At 29.2% G+C, this 17,333-nt stretch carries 13 protein-coding genes; 3 read left to right on the forward strand and 10 right to left on the reverse strand.

The window, feature by feature from the left end; translation table 11 throughout:
• Window positions 1-19 precede the first annotated feature (19 nt).
• The 4 genes from MPTP_RS08840 to MPTP_RS08855 form a co-directional block, all read right to left on the reverse strand.
• Window positions 20-763: a WxL domain-containing protein gene (locus MPTP_RS08840; RefSeq protein ID WP_013774778.1), complete on the reverse strand. Its 744-nt coding sequence runs from the start codon at window positions 761-763 to the stop codon at window positions 20-22.
• A gap of 183 nt (window positions 764-946) precedes the next feature.
• The gene (locus tag MPTP_RS08845; RefSeq protein ID WP_013774779.1) at window positions 947-1,276 is read right to left on the reverse strand and encodes an LPXTG cell wall anchor domain-containing protein; all 330 of its coding nucleotides are present in this window, start codon (window positions 1,274-1,276) and stop codon (window positions 947-949) included.
• Between the two features lie 179 nt (window positions 1,277-1,455).
• The gene (locus tag MPTP_RS08850; RefSeq protein ID WP_013774780.1) at window positions 1,456-2,643 is read right to left on the reverse strand and encodes a bacterial Ig-like domain-containing protein; all 1,188 of its coding nucleotides are present in this window, start codon (window positions 2,641-2,643) and stop codon (window positions 1,456-1,458) included.
• Between the two features lie 820 nt (window positions 2,644-3,463).
• Window positions 3,464-5,488, reverse strand: coding sequence for an FUSC family protein (locus tag MPTP_RS08855; protein WP_013774781.1), 2,025 nt, complete (start codon window positions 5,486-5,488; stop codon window positions 3,464-3,466).
• Between the two features lie 791 nt (window positions 5,489-6,279).
• Between MPTP_RS08855 and MPTP_RS08860 the strand changes: the two genes are divergently transcribed.
• From MPTP_RS08860 to MPTP_RS08870, 3 genes are all read left to right on the forward strand, one after another.
• Window positions 6,280-7,872, forward strand: coding sequence for an Nramp family divalent metal transporter (locus MPTP_RS08860; protein ID WP_013774782.1), 1,593 nt, complete (start codon window positions 6,280-6,282; stop codon window positions 7,870-7,872).
• 1,333 nt (window positions 7,873-9,205) lie between these two features.
• Window positions 9,206-9,958, forward strand: coding sequence for an ABC transporter ATP-binding protein (locus MPTP_RS08865; RefSeq protein ID WP_013774784.1), 753 nt, complete (start codon window positions 9,206-9,208; stop codon window positions 9,956-9,958).
• 16 nt (window positions 9,959-9,974) lie between these two features.
• Entirely contained in the window at window positions 9,975-11,774 is a 1,800-nt protein-coding gene (locus MPTP_RS08870; RefSeq protein ID WP_013774785.1) for an ABC transporter permease, read from the forward strand.
• Between the two features lie 358 nt (window positions 11,775-12,132).
• Here the strand turns inward: MPTP_RS08870 and citG are convergent, their stop codons facing one another.
• Genes citG through citC form a run of 6 tightly spaced genes read right to left on the reverse strand, consistent with a single transcriptional unit; the run spans window position 12,133 to window position 17,323 of the window.
• Entirely contained in the window at window positions 12,133-13,002 is an 870-nt protein-coding gene (gene citG, locus MPTP_RS08875; RefSeq protein ID WP_013774786.1) for a triphosphoribosyl-dephospho-CoA synthase CitG, read from the reverse strand.
• Window positions 12,989-13,552: a citrate lyase holo-[acyl-carrier protein] synthase gene (gene citX, locus MPTP_RS08880; protein WP_013774787.1), complete on the reverse strand. Its 564-nt coding sequence runs from the start codon at window positions 13,550-13,552 to the stop codon at window positions 12,989-12,991. The genes citG and citX overlap by 14 nt, the downstream gene beginning before the upstream one ends.
• Before the next feature lie 17 nt (window positions 13,553-13,569).
• Complete coding sequence (gene citF / locus MPTP_RS08885; RefSeq protein WP_013774788.1) at window positions 13,570-15,108, reverse strand: citrate lyase subunit alpha; 1,539 nt, start codon at window positions 15,106-15,108, stop codon at window positions 13,570-13,572.
• Complete coding sequence (gene citE / locus MPTP_RS08890; RefSeq protein ID WP_013774789.1) at window positions 15,098-16,003, reverse strand: citrate (pro-3S)-lyase subunit beta; 906 nt, start codon at window positions 16,001-16,003, stop codon at window positions 15,098-15,100. Before citE ends, citF begins: the two co-directional genes overlap by 11 nt.
• Entirely contained in the window at window positions 16,003-16,305 is a 303-nt protein-coding gene (citD, locus tag MPTP_RS08895; RefSeq protein ID WP_013774790.1) for a citrate lyase acyl carrier protein, read from the reverse strand. The genes citE and citD overlap by 1 nt, the downstream gene beginning before the upstream one ends.
• Complete coding sequence (gene citC, locus MPTP_RS08900; RefSeq protein WP_013774791.1) at window positions 16,295-17,323, reverse strand: [citrate (pro-3S)-lyase] ligase; 1,029 nt, start codon at window positions 17,321-17,323, stop codon at window positions 16,295-16,297. The genes citD and citC overlap by 11 nt, the downstream gene beginning before the upstream one ends.
• Window positions 17,324-17,333: the final 10 nt, after the last annotated feature.

Here is a 17,333-nt window from a genome sequence, read left to right on the forward strand (position 1 = left end):
AAATTGAATTTTTTATTTCTTAATCATTTGTTGGTGTTTCAGTTAATGTCCATGTAAATGTAGTCTTATATTCTTTAGCATATTTATCTGTTTTTCCAGGAACCGAGAGATGGATACTACTGTCGGCTGTATCTTTATCTCCCCAAGCCATTATATAGGTTCCTGCACCATGTCCAGCTGAAGCACTCATTACAGGTGTTGCTTGTCCAGGTGTCATTACAATTGTTTCTGGTTTTATCTTTAATGCTAAGTCATTAGAAGTTGAAATAACATGACCATTATTGAAAGTAATTTGTACACCTGTCAATTCTTGATTATCTGCTGTTTTAAACTGTCCATCTTGTTTTACTTGTAAGGTCCAACCAGCTTTTGTACCTCGATTATCAGTAATCTGAACATCATTTGGTCCTGTTTTTTCTTTCCCTGTTGAGTCTTTATATGTCATTGGTTTTGCTTTATAATCTTTATCTTGTGAAGAAATTTTCTGTGTACCAAAATCCAAACTTGAAGCATAATCAATAGAAAGTGGTCCACTAGTACCAGGTTTTTGATCTCCAGGTATAATAGGTTCTCCTCCGTTAGGATTAATCGGTTCTAATGGGTTCGTTGGTGTTGTGTCTGGCTCAAAAACCACTTTGCCATCTGATGTATAGTTTTTATCACCGGTACTCTCAGCAAATGTCCCTAAGGGTAAGACAGAGATACTTGCTCCTATTAAAGTGGTTGCCATCAATACATTTAATTTAAAATTGTTTTTCATCATGTTTCCCTCCAATTGATTTAATTCATTTCAAAATTCAATAATTTATCTATTAAATATGTTAACATTATTCACTTTAAGCTTTCTTGTAAAAATAATAAAAAGAGGATAATCCAGCATAGAATTTTATCACCATCAATATAAATAATTAACTATTTATAAAAAATTTAACATAAATGATTTAAGTCATACAGCGATTAACCATTTCCGAAAAAACCATAAACCAATAATCAGGATTAAATATAAAAATCCTAGTTTGGTTAATAAAAAGTAGGATTTTTCTCCTGTAGATGGGAGTGTAGTTTCCCTTGTTTTCATCTCTGTTTTCTTTGTTATTTTTTCATTATTTTTTGATTTCTGTTCATCTTCATAAAAACCAACAATATTTTTTGTTGTAGATACCGAGGGTGCATGATCTTCTGCATAGACAGTTTGTAACTTTAACGTGTTGACTATTAATGCTAATAAGAGAAGAACCATAAAAATAAGCTGTCTTTTAGCTATCATTTTCTTCATTCTATATCCATCTCCTAATTATTAGGAACATCTTCAAGTTTCCAACAAAATTCACCTTCATATTGGCCAGTCATTGCTTCTCCTGGCATTACTTTAAGAAAAATTCCTCCTTTTTCTCCCCACTTATTTTGTGATATATTTACAGGATTATCATCTTTATTTATAGCTGTTTCAATTATTTACATATTATTGGATAATTCTTTGTCTACTCCTGTTATATTTCTATAAAATATATGGTTCAACTGACTATTTGGATCTATTTTATTAACTAAAGATTTTGTCACTGATAATCCTAGTTGCCATTTTCTTTTATTAAATCTTGTATCTTGTATGGTCAAATCTCTATCTGGATTGCCATGTAGTAATTGGGCTGTTCCCTTAATTTTTTGTTGACCAAAATCAATACTTTGAGGCATGGTACCATCTAACTTCCCTATTTTAGGCTTTACAGTTACTGTGATAGTTTTAGTTAATTTTTCATTATTTGTGCCATTCGGTTTGATTATGTCAGGTACATAACAAAAAGTTACAGGATATTTTCCTGGTGAATTAGTATTCACTTTACTATCATCTATTGTTACTTCGGTTAATTGAAGTGGTTGCCCATTTTCATTCGTTCCGCCTAGAAAAGCAAGTTTTGGATCCCATTTATCTCCTTGTTGCAATTCAATATTTTTTGCTCCCATATTTATTTTTTCAATACGGCCAATAGGTATACTAATAAAATCCCACTTAGCATGGTAATTATTATTAGTTTTGTCTCCTTTTCCTCTACCGATTAGATCATGGGTAAGTCTGAATGCACCATTTTCACCTTCAATAGGGTGTTTTAAATTATCTATAGTAATTTCTTTGTTAGTAAAAGAAAGTTTTTTATGGTCTACCTTTTCTCCTTTTTTATCTTCTGTCCAGGGATTTCCTCCATTTACTAAAATCTTGTATTGATTTACAACATCTTCTTTATCAAAATAGGGCGTTAAATCTGCACTACCATTGAGTGTAAAAATTACCTTACCATTTTCATTTGTTCCATTTACTACTTTAGTGTTATTGTTTGCAGTCGCTGGCCATATTTTTAAAGCAGTCGTAAATTGTTTTAACAGGTTTCCTATCTTGTTCTGATAATCAACATTATTATCAATAGACGCAAATGGCCTTTCCTGCAAATGTTTATTCAAATAATAGTGTGATTGCAGGATATCTGGATAATTTAAATTTATTTCATAAGGCGATTTTAAAGTAACATAATTTTTGTCATTCATTTCATTTTGTTGTGTTATTTCTTCTCCATTAACTGTCTGATTCGTTAAAACAAGTAGTATACAAATAGAGAAAACAAAAATGAAAAGATTTTTTATTCGTTTCAATTATAATTCCCTCCTTTCCTCTGAAATAGTATTTACTTCAGTTCAAAATACGAAAGTTTAAGTATTAAAAAATGAAATTTTTCAAATCACTTCTGTAAATTTAACTAGGCTTTATTACCCACTAACTAGAAAATCTAAATAGTTAATTTTTAAATAAATTAACTGATTTTCCTATTATAAAATTTGTTCTTCATCTACATTATATTCATTCACATAAAATTTTTCATTAGATATAATGTAATAAAATTATAGTTATTTGTTTAAAAAATACTTAAAATATATAAATAGAAAGACTATGTATCAAATTAAATAATTATAAATAAATTAAAAATATATTAAAAAATTATTACATTTTATCAAAAAAATAAACATAATGTAATTTATTTACTAAAATCAATCAAGCTAATAAACATTATGATAATCTTTTTTTTAATATTACAATAGTTTTTTAATCTTTTAATATTTTCTTTAAACTCACCATCTAACAAATAGTTATCAATTTTTTTGGTCTTTTTTCAATCTAACATTTAATTTCTTTTACCTATTAATTTTTTTAAGCAATTAGTAATTCAATTAAATACTGCTAAGATTATATTATAGAAACATGCATCGCACTATTCAACCATCAATATAAATAAAAAAATTCTATTTAAAAAAATTATTCCTTAAATGAACATCTATTTATAAATTAGTTGTTTTAACCAAAAATCAAAATAACTATTAAAAGATTAGGTATAATTTTCATAACATTAAGGTAGCCAAATGAATCGATATCAATTCATTTGGCTACCTTAATGTTATGAAACTATTATCAAAAAAATTAGTAAAACAAGCTTTTTTTACTTCTAAGTTTATTCTCATAAGCACAAGTTATTTGGTATAACTGTGATAAAAGTTTTGTATATTGAGTGAAAAAAATAGTTAATTCTTTATTTCCTGGAAACTCTCTTTCAAAAGAAGTTGGTATCTGACAGAACTTAGTAGCCATGTTTTTATTTAAGCCGAGTTTCTCTCCTATGATATTTAATACATAAATTGAAGAAAGAATATTATTGGACAATCTATTTTTTGTTGGTAAGTCTAATCCACTATACATATTAGTAAAATGAATCATTTGCTCTATATTGGCAATCATTAACCAAGAATCTCCTAATGTTTTTTCATAAAAGAGTAACTCTTTCTTAGGCAATTTCATTTGTTGAAGCAATTCAATCGTTTGATCATGACTTAAATTATAATGAATATGTAAATGAACAATAAGAGTATAATCTACTTTTTCTTCCAAAAAAGTTTTAAAAATTTCTAAATATAATGATTGTAATCGAAAGAGTTGTTTTAAATTGTAATGTAACAAATAGTTTTTATTAATTGGGAAAAAGATAAGATTGACCATTAGCACAATCACAATAGCAATCAAAACATAAAATATACGTAATTCTGTTGCAACTATATTAGAAATAGTTAATGTAGATAATGATATCGCAAAAATGGTTGATAAAGTTACCTGTGTGATACTTGGCACAAGGACGAATACAAAGGTACCTGTTACACAAGCAATTGTAAGATGAACCCATAGATAAGGAAATATAGTTAAAAGAAGTAAACTCAAACAACCACCGATAAGTGTTCCATAAAATCTAATTTTTGCAAACCGAATACTATCCTCATTAGATGGTCTTAAAATGTAAAGTACCATCATTGGTAACCAGTAAGTTCTCTCTAGTCCTATTAAGTACATAAAAATAAAGCTTACAATTAATGTAATACTAAATTTAACAGCCATACGTCGTTCAAAAGATTCATTTATCAAAAGAAGTAATTTATTTTTTATTCTGAATTGTTTAATGCTTTTATACCATTGCTTCATAGAAGAATCTTTATGGTCTTCAGGTAGATCAAATAAAAATAAAACATGTGTTATTAAAATTTCTAAAAATTTTGAATATTCATCAGTTGTTCGTTTTAATTCATTCGACAATTCTTCTGCTTCATTTTTACATTGTATCATTTCATCCTTTGATTGCCAATCTAGTTGGCTTAACGATTTGAAATACTTTGCACATGAAAGCAGACAATTCTGTGAAAAATTAGTTGAAAAGGAAAGTGAATTAGGTTGTTTAAAAAAATAAACAGCCCGTTGAAACAATAATGCATAATTATAATCTCTTCTACCTTTGATAATCTCTCTATTATCCAATTCCAAAGGAATTTGCTTATATAGTTTTTTCATTAACATTTCTAACTGTGGCAATAAAACGGTATAAGATTCTTTTTGGTTATATTTTTCTAAAATAGTTGAGATTAATTGAAAACCTTGCTGGTAGTCCATCTGTGACATTTTCTTATTCGTTGGTAAACATTTTTGAATAGCAATTAACCATAATAAAGTAAATCCTAAACCAAAAGTAAAACCACCTAACTTAGCAGTAAACGATGGTACTACCATTAATTCACAAAGAATAAAACACATATAATAAGGAAAATATTCAAATTGATTAAATCTGGATAGTGAACTCGTTGTTACAACAATAAAAGGAACCAATAAATTCAGTATAATTAACCAAATAAATTGTGTGCTGGCTAAAAAGCCACATATTCCTAGAAAAAATAGAGTAATAGCTAACCGAATAAGTGAATAAAATGAAAGATGCTTTTGGTAATTCATTTTAAATGTAAAGGTAAAGTTAACAACAAAGAAAATATAAGAAAGTCCAAAAAAATAAGAGATAAAGAAAAATAAACTGAAAAAAAATAAGATCACTGGTAATTTTTCTCTTGAAACTACTCTTAATTTCTGAATGATTTTTTCTTTATTGATAGGTGTATTAAAAAGATGGTGAATCATGAATAGTTTTCTCTTCTTTCCATTAGTCATAATTTTCAGTTTTTTATAATAATTGATTGTTTAAAAAATAATGAAAACATAAATACTAATTGTTATTTTTTATATTTATTAAACAAATTATTTATGAAGCTTTTTATGAATAAATTTTATTTAAGGTTTTTTATTTGATGTAAATAAATATCAGTTAAACCTACAGCTAGAAAATACAATAGATAAATATAATAGAATAAACTAGCATTGTAAATTCAATTTAATTCTTTACTCTAATAATTCTAACGTAAATTCTGAAAAAATAAAGATATAAATAGTTCTCTTTTATTTTAAAAAGTAAATATTTAAATTTTATTTACTTTATATTCGATAATTATTTATAAACCTTGATCATTTAACAATTGTTTTAATTTTTCCTTTATAAATAAATTATTGGATTTATTGAAGCTTCATTTTAAATAAATAGCTTTTTGTAAAAATTTATGGTTCATTCAAGCAAAAAACAATGATATTTCAAACAAGGAATCAAAATACATTGTTTGATTATCTTAATTAGCCTATTAACGTTTGCTTGTTAATTAACAAATTTCATCTGGCAATCCAATAAGGTTGATTTGAATATATGTTTTTAAAATTTAATTATCTTTCTTAATTTCTAAATATACTTAATTAACTTAGTATTTATCTTATTTTTAGGTTTACCTTAAATTTTTGTTTGACATATCTAATTATAGGTGTATTATAATTTTGTAATAGACATAACAAATAATTTATAACAATCTATAAAGGAGTGACAGCTGTTGGCTACAAACCAAAAAGCACAGCAAACTAAACATAAATTTATTAATCACATCAATGGTCCTTCTTTGGAAGAAATAAATGGAACCATTGAAGTCCCTAAAGGGATGGGATTTTGGAAAACTCTCTTTGCTTATTCTGGTCCAGGTGCTTTGGTTGCCGTTGGTTATATGGACCCAGGCAACTGGTCTACTTCCATTACTGGTGGACAAAATTTTCAATATTTATTGATATCTATTATTTTATTATCTAGCTTGATAGCTATGCTTTTGCAAAACCTATCTGCTAAGTTGGGCATTGTTTCACGAATGGATTTAGCTCAAGCTATTCGTGCACGTACAAGTAAACCGCTAGGTGTTATTTTATGGATTTTAACTGAATTAGCCATTATGGCTACAGATATTGCTGAAGTCATCGGTGGAGCGATTGCTCTTTATCTTTTATTCCATATCCCCTTATTAATTGCAACATTCATTACAGTTTTTGATGTATTGTTATTACTTTTATTGACCAAAATCGGTTTCAGAAAAATTGAAGCATTAGTTGTCTGTTTAATCCTAGTCATTTTATTTGTTTTTGGTTATCAGGTAATTCTGTCACAACCAAATTGGATGAACGTGTTAGGCGGCTTTATTCCTAGACGGGAAGCATTTGCTTCTTCTCCTGTTATTGGTGGTCAATCACCATTAGCTGGAACACTAGGTATTATTGGAGCTACAGTTATGCCACATAATTTTTATCTGCATTCTGCGATTACACAATCTAGAAAGGTCGATTATTCAGATGAGGAAGATATCGCACGTACTGTCCGTTTTTCTATGCTTGATTCAAACATCCAATTAGGAGCTGCATTTTTTGTTAATGCATTATTACTAATTATGGGTGTTGCTGTATTCAAAACAGGTGCAGTAAAAGATCCTTCATTCTTTGGTCTTTATGACGCTCTTTCCAATCCTGCTTTACTAGGAAATCATGTACTAGGAAATGTAGCTTCATCTGGGGCTTTATCCACCTTATTTGCTGTAGCATTATTAGCTTCTGGTCAAAATGCTACCATTACTGGAACCTTAACAGGACAGGTGGTTATGGAAGGATTTATCCATATGCGTATGCCGCTATGGTTAAGACGTTTAGTTACACGACTCCTAGCTGTTATTCCAGTTTTGGTTTGTGTTTTACTAACAAGTGGTAAAACTGAAATTCAAGAACATGAGGCTATCAATAATCTAATGAATAATTCACAAGTATTCTTGGCTTTCGCTTTACCTTTTTCAATTGTTCCCTTATTAATGCTTACAGACAGTGAAGCAGAAATGGGCAAATTTAAAAATACTCTTATTGTTCGTATTTTAGGTTGGATTTCAGTGTTAGGTTTAATTTATTTAAACTTTACTGGATTGCCTGGTGCGTTAGAAGATTTCTTTGGAGATCAAGCAACAAAGGGACAAATTGCATTTGCAGATAACCTGGCTTACTTCATTATTGTTGCTGTATGTGCTTTATTAATTTGGACTGTGATTGAATTGTATAAAGGAAATAAAAAAATTTCTACAATGAATAAAAATCATGATCAAATACAACCATCTATTCATTAAAAATTAGATAAAAAGTCACAGATAACGAGTGTTATCTGTGACTTTTTATTTTGATAAACACAATAGAAATAAATTATATTCTTAAAAATTTTCTATAAATTAAAAATATAAATTTTTTTACAAAATCAGGAGTTAAATGTTAATCGCTATTTTCATTAAAAACCTATATATTATTAATTTTAATTCTTCTTAAAACCTATCTATCAACGCTTTTTAATCCACTTCTTTTAAGTAAATGAATAGATATATTCTAGAATTTGTTATCGACAAATATAACTTTCCACTGAAATATAATTTATCAAGTTTTCTAGATATTTTGAATATAATTCTTAATCGATCTTTACAAAAATTATTTTTTCTGCCTCATTGATGAAATATAGTTTTTGCCTTTTAATACTTTTCTTCAAATAAGAATAGAAACAATATTAGTTAAAATAATAGTGAATAAACGAAAAGCATAATCTATTACTGATAATAAACTCTAATTTGGTTTATTGGTAAATATTAATTTGGTAGGTAATAAAAGCTATATTTCACTTTTCTCTGATTAATAAGTAATTTGTTAATAGATAATATTTTTTATTATTTATTTCTATTAAACTATTTTTATAGATTGTGTCATTTTTGTTAAAGCCATACTTTTTACCAGCAATTATATTACCTCTTTTTATTAATAATTCGTTCCCTCCTTTATACAACAATAAAACCAATAATCATTCATCAGAATTTTTATCAATCTATATATGGTCATTTCAAAATTATAATGGATAATCATCTTCCTCTAAGAAAAACTTTATTACTATTGATCACTTATAACTCACTCCTCATACTACACAGCATTCTAATCAATCGCTACTTAGACTAAATTTACTGGTTACAGATGCATCATATCTTATAGCCATCTCAATTATTATAAAGAACCACTGGACCCTCAATGATCTGCTTTATAATCTTCTTTAGATCTCTCTTTTAATTTCGCTTATACAAAACAAGAATTATAAATTTATATTTTATAAATAATATAGAAATACATGAATCGTTGTTTGTTCACTTTTTTCTATGCTATTACTATTTAATTTTTTACGATCACAAATGAAAAATCCAATTATTATGAGATGACAAAATTGAAAGGCTTTTTTATGTTAAGAATATGGTAGATATAAAAAATATAACTTATAATTTAAAAAATATTAATCATTTTTTACTGTTAAAAATGATTTATTTTAAATAATATTAGCTATCAATACAATAGATGAATTCATTTTTGAGAAAGTAAATATCAGCTTTCTTCATACAAAAATAAAAAATTTAATAAAAGAATAGGAGAAACTTAATGACAAACATAGTTGAAGTAACTAATTTAAAAAAAACATATGGAAAAAATAATGAAACAAAAACACAGGCATTAAAAGGAATTTCCTTTTCAGTAGAAAAAGGTGAATTTATCGGTATTATGGGAGCTTCCGGTTCAGGTAAATCTACCTTACTAAATATCTTATCAACATTAGATAAACCAACTACTGGTGAAGTAAAAATTAATCAGGCTGATGTAACCAAATTAAAAGGAGATACACTTGCTGACTTTCGAGCAAAAGAAGTTGGTTTTATTTTTCAAGATTTTAATTTATTAGAAAACATGACATCAGCTGAAAATATTGCTGTTCCTTTATCTTTGCAAGGTATAAAACCCAAAATAATTAAACAACGAATTCAACAAATCGCTCAACATTTATCAATTAATGCTGTCTTAGATAAGTATCCTACCGAAATTTCTGGCGGTCAAAAACAGCGTGTTGCCTCTGCCAGAGCATTAATTACACAGCCAACAATTCTACTTGGAGATGAACCAACAGGTGCATTAGATTCTAAAAGTGCTAAAGATTTGTTAGATATGATGAATAAATTGAATACTCAGGATAAAATTTCTATTTTAATGGTTACTCATGATTCATTTTCTGCCAGTTATTGTCAACGTATCTTATTTATTAAAGATGGCATTATCCATAAAGAAATTTTCCGTGGTGAACAATCTCGCCAAAAATTCCAGCAAATGATTTTATCTATTCTAGGAACTTTAGAACAATAAGAGAGGAGGAGTAACATTGTTATTGAAATTATCAATGAAGGGAATAAAAAGTCGTTTACGCGATTACATAATTTTATTTTTTGGTTTGGTGATTGCTTCGGCAATTTTTTATATGTTTGAAGCAATTGCAACAAATAAAGACTTTCTGGAATCAAATTCACCCATATCAGCTACAGTTCAGATTTTTCAATTTGGTTCAAGTTTATTGTCTATTGTTACCTTTTTCTATATTCTCTATGCGAATTCATTCTTAATGACCATTCGACAAAAAGATTATGCTTTATTTCTCATGTTAGGTGCAAAAGTTCGTAAGATTGCACAAATGATTTTTATTGAAACATTTATGATTGGTTTAATAGCGACATTATTAGGATCGGTCATTGGTGTTAGCTTGACTCAACTTGTTAGCAAACTATTAACAAATCAATTAGGCCTTACACTATCTCATTTTTCTGCCTTCAATCTTCATGGTTTATTGATTACGTTGGTTTTCTTTATGATTTTATTTTTACTTGCTGCAATTCTTAATGCTCTTTCAATTGCTAAAAAACCTATTCTAACTTTATTACGAATAAATGCTACACCAAACCGTTTAACTTTCAATAAGAAATTTTTATTGCTAAAAGCTATTTTGGGTATTGGATTGATAGCTATTGGTTACTATATTACAACCGATATTTATCGTTTTAAACAATTAGGTATTCTCATTTCACTTATAGCAACCATGGTAGGAACCTATCTGATTTTTAATTCAGTTCTTATATTCCTTTTAACTTGGTTGAAAAAAATGGATTCAATTTCTTTAAAACAATTAACCAATTTTACTTTATCTCAATTGAGTTTTAGAATTCGTGAATACACCCAGATGCTTTCTATGGTTACAATTCTATTAGCTTTATCATTGGGTGCATTAACAGTGGGACTCAGCTTCAATCATTTAAGTCTAGAAAGTTCAGAAGGTACATCAAGGTATGATTTGATTCTAAATAATTCCCAAAAAATGAATCAAACAAATGTAAATGATTTGAAACTAACTTTAAATGTTACCTATTCACAAAAAGAAAATAAAGATTGTATATATTATATCAATGAGGAATTTGATAGACATCCATTATTAGTTAACAATAGAGAAGATAACAAAAAAGTGAAAAAAATAGCTCTAGCAAGTCAGGGAATTAAAAAGATAAAAAATCAACAATTTCTGAAAGATCTAGAATTACCAAATCAAAAAGAAAAGCAAATCAAACTGGTTTCACAATCAAGCTTTAATCAATTACCTTTCAAAATATCAAAGTTACAAGTAATTCAAGTCAAAAATTTTGAAGAAAAAACAACTAAAATTAGAAAACTCGCCACTCAAAATAAACAATTAAACTTATCTTATGATCAAATGAATAATATGCCTACAGAACAAAAAATTGAAGTATATGATACCATGAAAGGCTTATATAGTGGATTTATATTCATGGGTTTTTTCCTAGGTATTGCTTTTTTAACAATGTTGGCGAGTTGTCTAATGTTTAAAATTTTATCTGGTGCAACAAGTGATATTATTCGCTATAATATGTTGAAAAAGATCGGTGCACGTCAATATTTATTGAAACAATCCATCACCAAAGAAATTGCCGTATTATTCTTAGCTCCCGGTAGCTTAGGCGTCATTCATGTATTATTTGGTTTACAATTATTTAACTCGCTTTTAAATCCTTATCAAGGAATTTGGCTACCATTTTCAATTTTCTTTATTCTTTATTTCCTTTATTTTATCTTAACTGTCTGGCTTTACCAAAGTATTGTTTTAAAGAATGAGAAATAAAATTAACCAATTAAAAAACAATTTTTTTAATAACAAGGTAATTAAAAATTATTATATTTTAAGATGTTATCAAAATTTATTTTTATTTTTTCATATAAATTTGCTATATAGCTGAATAAATCTAATAATCTTAATGATGGTTAATTTACTTGATTATTTCTGATTTATAAAATAAGAATACAATTAAAAGTAATTTAGATATATTTTTAATAACAAAATAATAAAGATAATACTAATTTACCTAAAAAAATTAGTATTATCTTTATTAGAAACGAACAAAAATAATAGCTTATTTTGTAGAATAGGCAGCTCGTTCCTACAGCTTATTTTGAACGAACTGCCTATTTATTTAAAATTTTTACATCGTAATATAATTTCTTTCAATCAATAAATCAAGAAAAATGGTGAGTATTAGGGCATCTGCACTGCCACCAATACTCCAATTATTCTTTTTAAACAATCTATTTAACAGGTCTAGGTATATTTTACCCTCAGATGTACCAACTCCGCCTAAATCAAAATACCTTGTAATCAAGGGTTGAATTTCTGAGTAAATTGCCATATTCTTACTTCTTTTTAATAAATTTGTATCCTCAATCGTTAACAATAGAAATAACAATGTATCTAATAATTTGACTTGTTTTGTACCTGTATGTTGATGATAAAAGGGTAATCCCTTGTTTATTATACCAGGATACCCATCCATAGCTTCTCCTCGTATCCCTAGACTACCTGTTTCAAGATAAAGCTTTTCTCCCCAAGTTAGACTTTTTGTTTCTTTCCTATGTAAATTATCAAAATCTTCGCTTAATTTTTTTGTTAACTGTCGAATAACCGTTTGTAATTGGATCAATGAAACAGTATTCTGCCAAATTTCTAGTCGGCCACAAGCGATTAAAAAAATTCCTAAGGTAAAAATAGCGCCTTTATGGGTATTAACTTGATGGGTTGCTGTTAACATTTCATTCTCTGCTGCTATTCCTAAAGCTCTACTTTTCATAAAAACAATTGTTGGTTCTTCCATTTTAGTTTCCTCACCTAAAATCAGGAACCTTTCAAAAAAGGTGTTTAGAACAACACTACTATCAATAAAGGTATATAGGTCCATATCTTGATGTGAACCTGGATCAATTGGATCAACCAATCCAGGTTTTGGAAAACAACTGACTTCATATAAAAGTGCTTTCTGAGCAGATTGAATAATGATTTGTTTTTCATATGTCAGCATGATTTTTCCCTTCTTGTAGAAATTGTTGATATTGTTTTTCAATTACTTGTTGCAGTTCATCTACAGAATGTGCTTGGCTTCGTGCACATACTTTTGCTATTTGATTACAAATTAAGCAAGATCTAGGTGCGTAGTTTAGTTCTTTTCTATCTATTAATTTAGGAATTCCTTGATCTAAATATTGAATATCTAGATCAAATAATCTACCTAGAAAAAAATTTTCTTCTATATTAATTAATAGTTGTTTAATTTTTTTATACTCTTTTGTATTAATAACCCAAAATACTTCGTTTCCTACAGGTAAACTATGTTCTTCAGCATGGAGAATCTGCCAATCATGTATGGTTAAATCGTTGGTTACTTTTTCACTGCCTAAAAGCATTAACTGATGAATCTCTTGATTATTCTTTATAGGTCCTGGAATATTTAAAGTAGCAGTAATTAAGCAAGTATTTGGATAGGTGTTTAATAACTTTTCTTGTCTTTTTGCTCGTTCTTCTCTATGATCTAAAATAGCTATAATTGATTGCGGTATGCCTGACTTAAACATGCTAACTACTCTTTCTGCTATTCTTTTACTTGATAAATCGTATCAAGCAATGTACCATCACGATATTCAACTAAAGCAACTACCCGATCAGTAAATTCCAAAGGTTTTGGCTTACCCACAATTTTTTCAGCCCTTGCTTGTAATTCTTCAATAGAAAAAACTGGAATAGTTGGGATTTTTTCAAAAATTTCAAGCAGGTCTTTACGTAATGGATTGATTGCAATGCCAATCTCTGTAACTAGAACATCAATACATTCTCCAGGTGTAATTAATGTAGTAACATTTTTTACTACTGTTGGTATTCTGCCTCTAACCAGCGGTGCTGAAATAATCGTTAGTTTTGCTGTAGCAGCATCTTGATGCCCGCCGATCGCTCCTCTTAAAACACCATCAGAACCAGTCATAACATTGACATTGAACGCCGTATCGATCTCCAAAGCAGACAAAATAACAACATCTAGCTTATTCACAACTGCCCCTTTGTTCATTGGATCCGCATAAAAAGAAGCATCGATTTCTTGTTGATTGTCTAATTCTGCCATAGTTTCAGCAGCTCCCCGATCAAAATCTTGTACATCTAAAACTTTTTCTATGAGTCCCTCTTCCAATAAATCAATCGTTGGTTTAGTAATTCCTCCCAATGCAAAAGAAGCGTGTATGTCTTTTTTGATCATTTCATCTTTTAAGTAACGTGTCACTGCTAAGGCAGCACCACCTGTTCCTGTTTGAAAAGAAAAACCTTCTTTAAAATAAGGTGAATGTACAATAACATCTTTCACCGTTTGAGCGATTTTTAATTCTTTTGGATCTTTTGTAAAGCGGGTCGCTCCTGCACCAATCTTGTCTGGATCACCAATAGAATCAACTTCAACAATATAGTCTACTTGTGTTTGTGGTATGCTGACTGGTGTATTTGGATAAGGGACAAGATTATCTGTAATTAGAATAACTTTATTCGCATATTGAGCATCTACTTTTGCATAACCTAATGAACCAAAAATAGTTTTTCCAGAAGTTGCATTTGCATTTCCATATTCATCTGTTGTTGGCACGCCCAAGAAAGCAACATCAATTTTTATTTGACCTGTCTCAATTGCTCTAGGTCGATTGCCATGTGAACGTAAGATAACCGGATTTTCCATACCACCATGTGAAATAAATTCACCTAAACTACCACGCATCCCGCTGCTAGTAACAGACGTAATCGTTCCATCTTTTATTGCTTCAATTACCTGCTCGTTCATTGCATTTGTTAATGAACTTGGTGCAAGAGTTAATTCTTTAATTCCTAATTTACGAATAGTTTCCATCACCTGATTAAAAACAAAGTCGCCTTCACGTAAATGATGATGAAAAGAAATTGTCATGCCATTTCTCAAATCAGCTTTTTTAACCGCTTCTTCTATTGTTTCTACCATTTTATTCATTTTAGATGTGACTGTTTGAATTTCAGGGCCTACTCGTTTTACTTTAGTACTTTTTAGTTGGGTGTTTTTAAAAGGTACATAAGCAGTTTTATTCTCGTTTGGTAAATTAGATAGGTTATTATTTTTCATAAATATTTCCCTCCGAATCAATTAAATTCGTAGCTTGAGCAAGCATAATCACTCGTTGTGCTCTTTCAACAATTGGTTTATCAATCATTTTTCCATCTAGGGAGATCACACCGGACCCTTTTGCTTTTGCTTCATCAATAGCTGAAAGAACATTTAATGCATGGTGAATTTCTTTTATTGTTGGTTCATAGACAGAATTTACAATTGGAATTTGGCGTGGATTAATCACCGATTTACCATCAAATCCCAATTGATGAATCAATTTGACTTCATTCAGTAATCCTTCTTCATTTTCTACATCTGAATAAACTGTATCAAATGCAGAAATACCAGCAGCTCTTGCTGCATGAACAATCATACTACGAGCAAAGAAAAGTTCTTTTCCATCTGGATAACGATGCGTTTTCATACTAGTTACATAATCTTCTGCACCAATAGCAATACCAATTAAACGTTTTGATGCTTTTGCAATTGCTGGTGCATTCAATACGCCTTCTGCACTTTCAATGGCAGCCATCATCAATGTATGACCCTCTTTAATATTAAATCTCTTTTCTGCCTCTAAAATAATTGCTTCGACTTTATGTATATCTTCCGCTGTTTCTGTTTTTGGCAAACGAATCACTTGAACTCCTGCTTTTATCACTGCAAAAATATCTGCTCGACCAAACTCAGAATCAATGTCATTAATACGTACAACCAATTCTGTACCTTCATAGTCTACTGTTTGTAGTGCTTGATAAACAAGCATTCTAGCGGCATCTTTTTCAGATAAAGCAACAGAATCTTCTAAATCAAACATAATAGAATCAGCTTGGTAAATCCCCGCATCTTTGATCATTGCTGGATTATTTCCTGGTACAAACATCATTGTTCGTCTTAATTTTTCTACCATTATTTATTCACCTCCCAGGGTGTTTCACTATTCTCTATTCCTAATGAACGATGGATCGCTGTAGTTAAACGTGCTTTGATCACACAATCCAAAGCTCCCTTATCAACTACCTTAACCTTTGCATCAGTAATGGTATAATCTTTTAGTACTTCTCGGATTACTCGTTCAATCTGTTCACCAAATTGTTCAATAACTTGACTTTTTATTTCTAATTGAATGCCTCTTTGCTTATTTTCTGAGAGAATAATTTGAATATCACTAGATTCTAAGGTCCCTGCAACTGCTGTACGTTTAATTTCCATTTTTTTGGCTCATTTCCTTTCTTTTTTTGACTAAAAAATTATAGGTTTCTATGGGTGTTACTTGTTTGATAAAAGATAAATCATCCGTATAAAAAGCATGACGGACGGCAGAAGCAGAGATAGGTATCTCATTTTTTTTATGTCTTGGTAAAATAACCACTTGTACTTCCGGTTCCAATACTTTTTGCAAAGATCGATTATAATGTAGAGTCACTTCGGAAAATGGTTCTTCACCAAGATAACGTTTTGTAATACCCAAGGCTGGAACTACCCAAGTTTTAAAGAGACGGGCATCCAGCTCTGTTTGGAATTCTGTTTCTGATATATCTTTCTTAAGAAAATAAGTTGGAAAAGTGGCTAAGCTAACCATGTATTCTTTACCAGGAAATATACCTACATTGTTTAAATTTTTTGTTCCTTGTTTTACTAAATCAATTCGTTCATCAGGAGATAGAAATTCTTGAGGTTCAGACAATACAAATACATAAACAAAGTCATTCTCTTCTGCAGCTTGTTTCACTAATGCATAATGTCCTAAAGTAAAGGGATTTGCATTCATTACAATGGCAGCAATTTTTTCTCCTTTTTGCTTTGGAACTTCTGCTAAATAGTCATGAATAGAATAATCTCCACCTTCTAAAAGAATTCCTTGTTCTGCATAAGCTAGACAATGAAAGCCAATAGCTTCAAAACTCTGTTGATATTCTTGTTTCGTAGCAACAAATTGATGATAAATCTGTCTTTGTGCCATTTCCTGAATTAATTTTGTTGCAAGTAAATTAAAGGTTTTACCACCTTCGCGGTAAGCAGGATCAATAGCAAAATATTTCATAATATTTTTTGTAAAAGAAGAAGTAGCTATCAATTTGTTTTTTTGATAGATTCCAATTGCATAATCAACTTTAAGATAATCAGTAGAGGCTAGACGAGTAATTCCAGCTTGTTTTAATAAATTTTCCCAAGATTGTCTAACATTTGGCAATGAAAGGTAAAGCGTACGTGTATTTTCTATTAGCACCTTGATTTCA

The sequence above is a fragment of the Melissococcus plutonius ATCC 35311 genome, from assembly GCF_000270185.1.
In the GTDB taxonomy this organism is placed as follows: domain Bacteria; phylum Bacillota; class Bacilli; order Lactobacillales; family Enterococcaceae; genus Melissococcus; species Melissococcus plutonius.

Coding starts and splice junctions, on each gene's coding strand:
- MPTP_RS08840 (WP_013774778.1), bottom strand. CDS start 763: ATGATGAAAAACAATTTTAAATTAAATGTATTGATGGCAACCACTTTA.
- MPTP_RS08845 (WP_013774779.1), bottom strand. CDS start 1,276: ATGAAGAAAATGATAGCTAAAAGACAGCTTATTTTTATGGTTCTTCTC.
- MPTP_RS08855 (WP_013774781.1), bottom strand. CDS start 5,488: ATGATTCACCATCTTTTTAATACACCTATCAATAAAGAAAAAATCATT.
- MPTP_RS08865 (WP_013774784.1), top strand. CDS start 9,206: ATGACAAACATAGTTGAAGTAACTAATTTAAAAAAAACATATGGAAAA.
- citG (WP_013774786.1), bottom strand. CDS start 13,002: ATGCTGACATATGAAAAACAAATCATTATTCAATCTGCTCAGAAAGCA.
- citX (WP_013774787.1), bottom strand. CDS start 13,552: ATGTTTAAGTCAGGCATACCGCAATCAATTATAGCTATTTTAGATCAT.
- citF (WP_013774788.1), bottom strand. CDS start 15,108: ATGAAAAATAATAACCTATCTAATTTACCAAACGAGAATAAAACTGCT.
- citE (WP_013774789.1), bottom strand. CDS start 16,003: ATGGTAGAAAAATTAAGACGAACAATGATGTTTGTACCAGGAAATAAT.
- citD (WP_013774790.1), bottom strand. CDS start 16,305: ATGGAAATTAAACGTACAGCAGTTGCAGGGACCTTAGAATCTAGTGAT.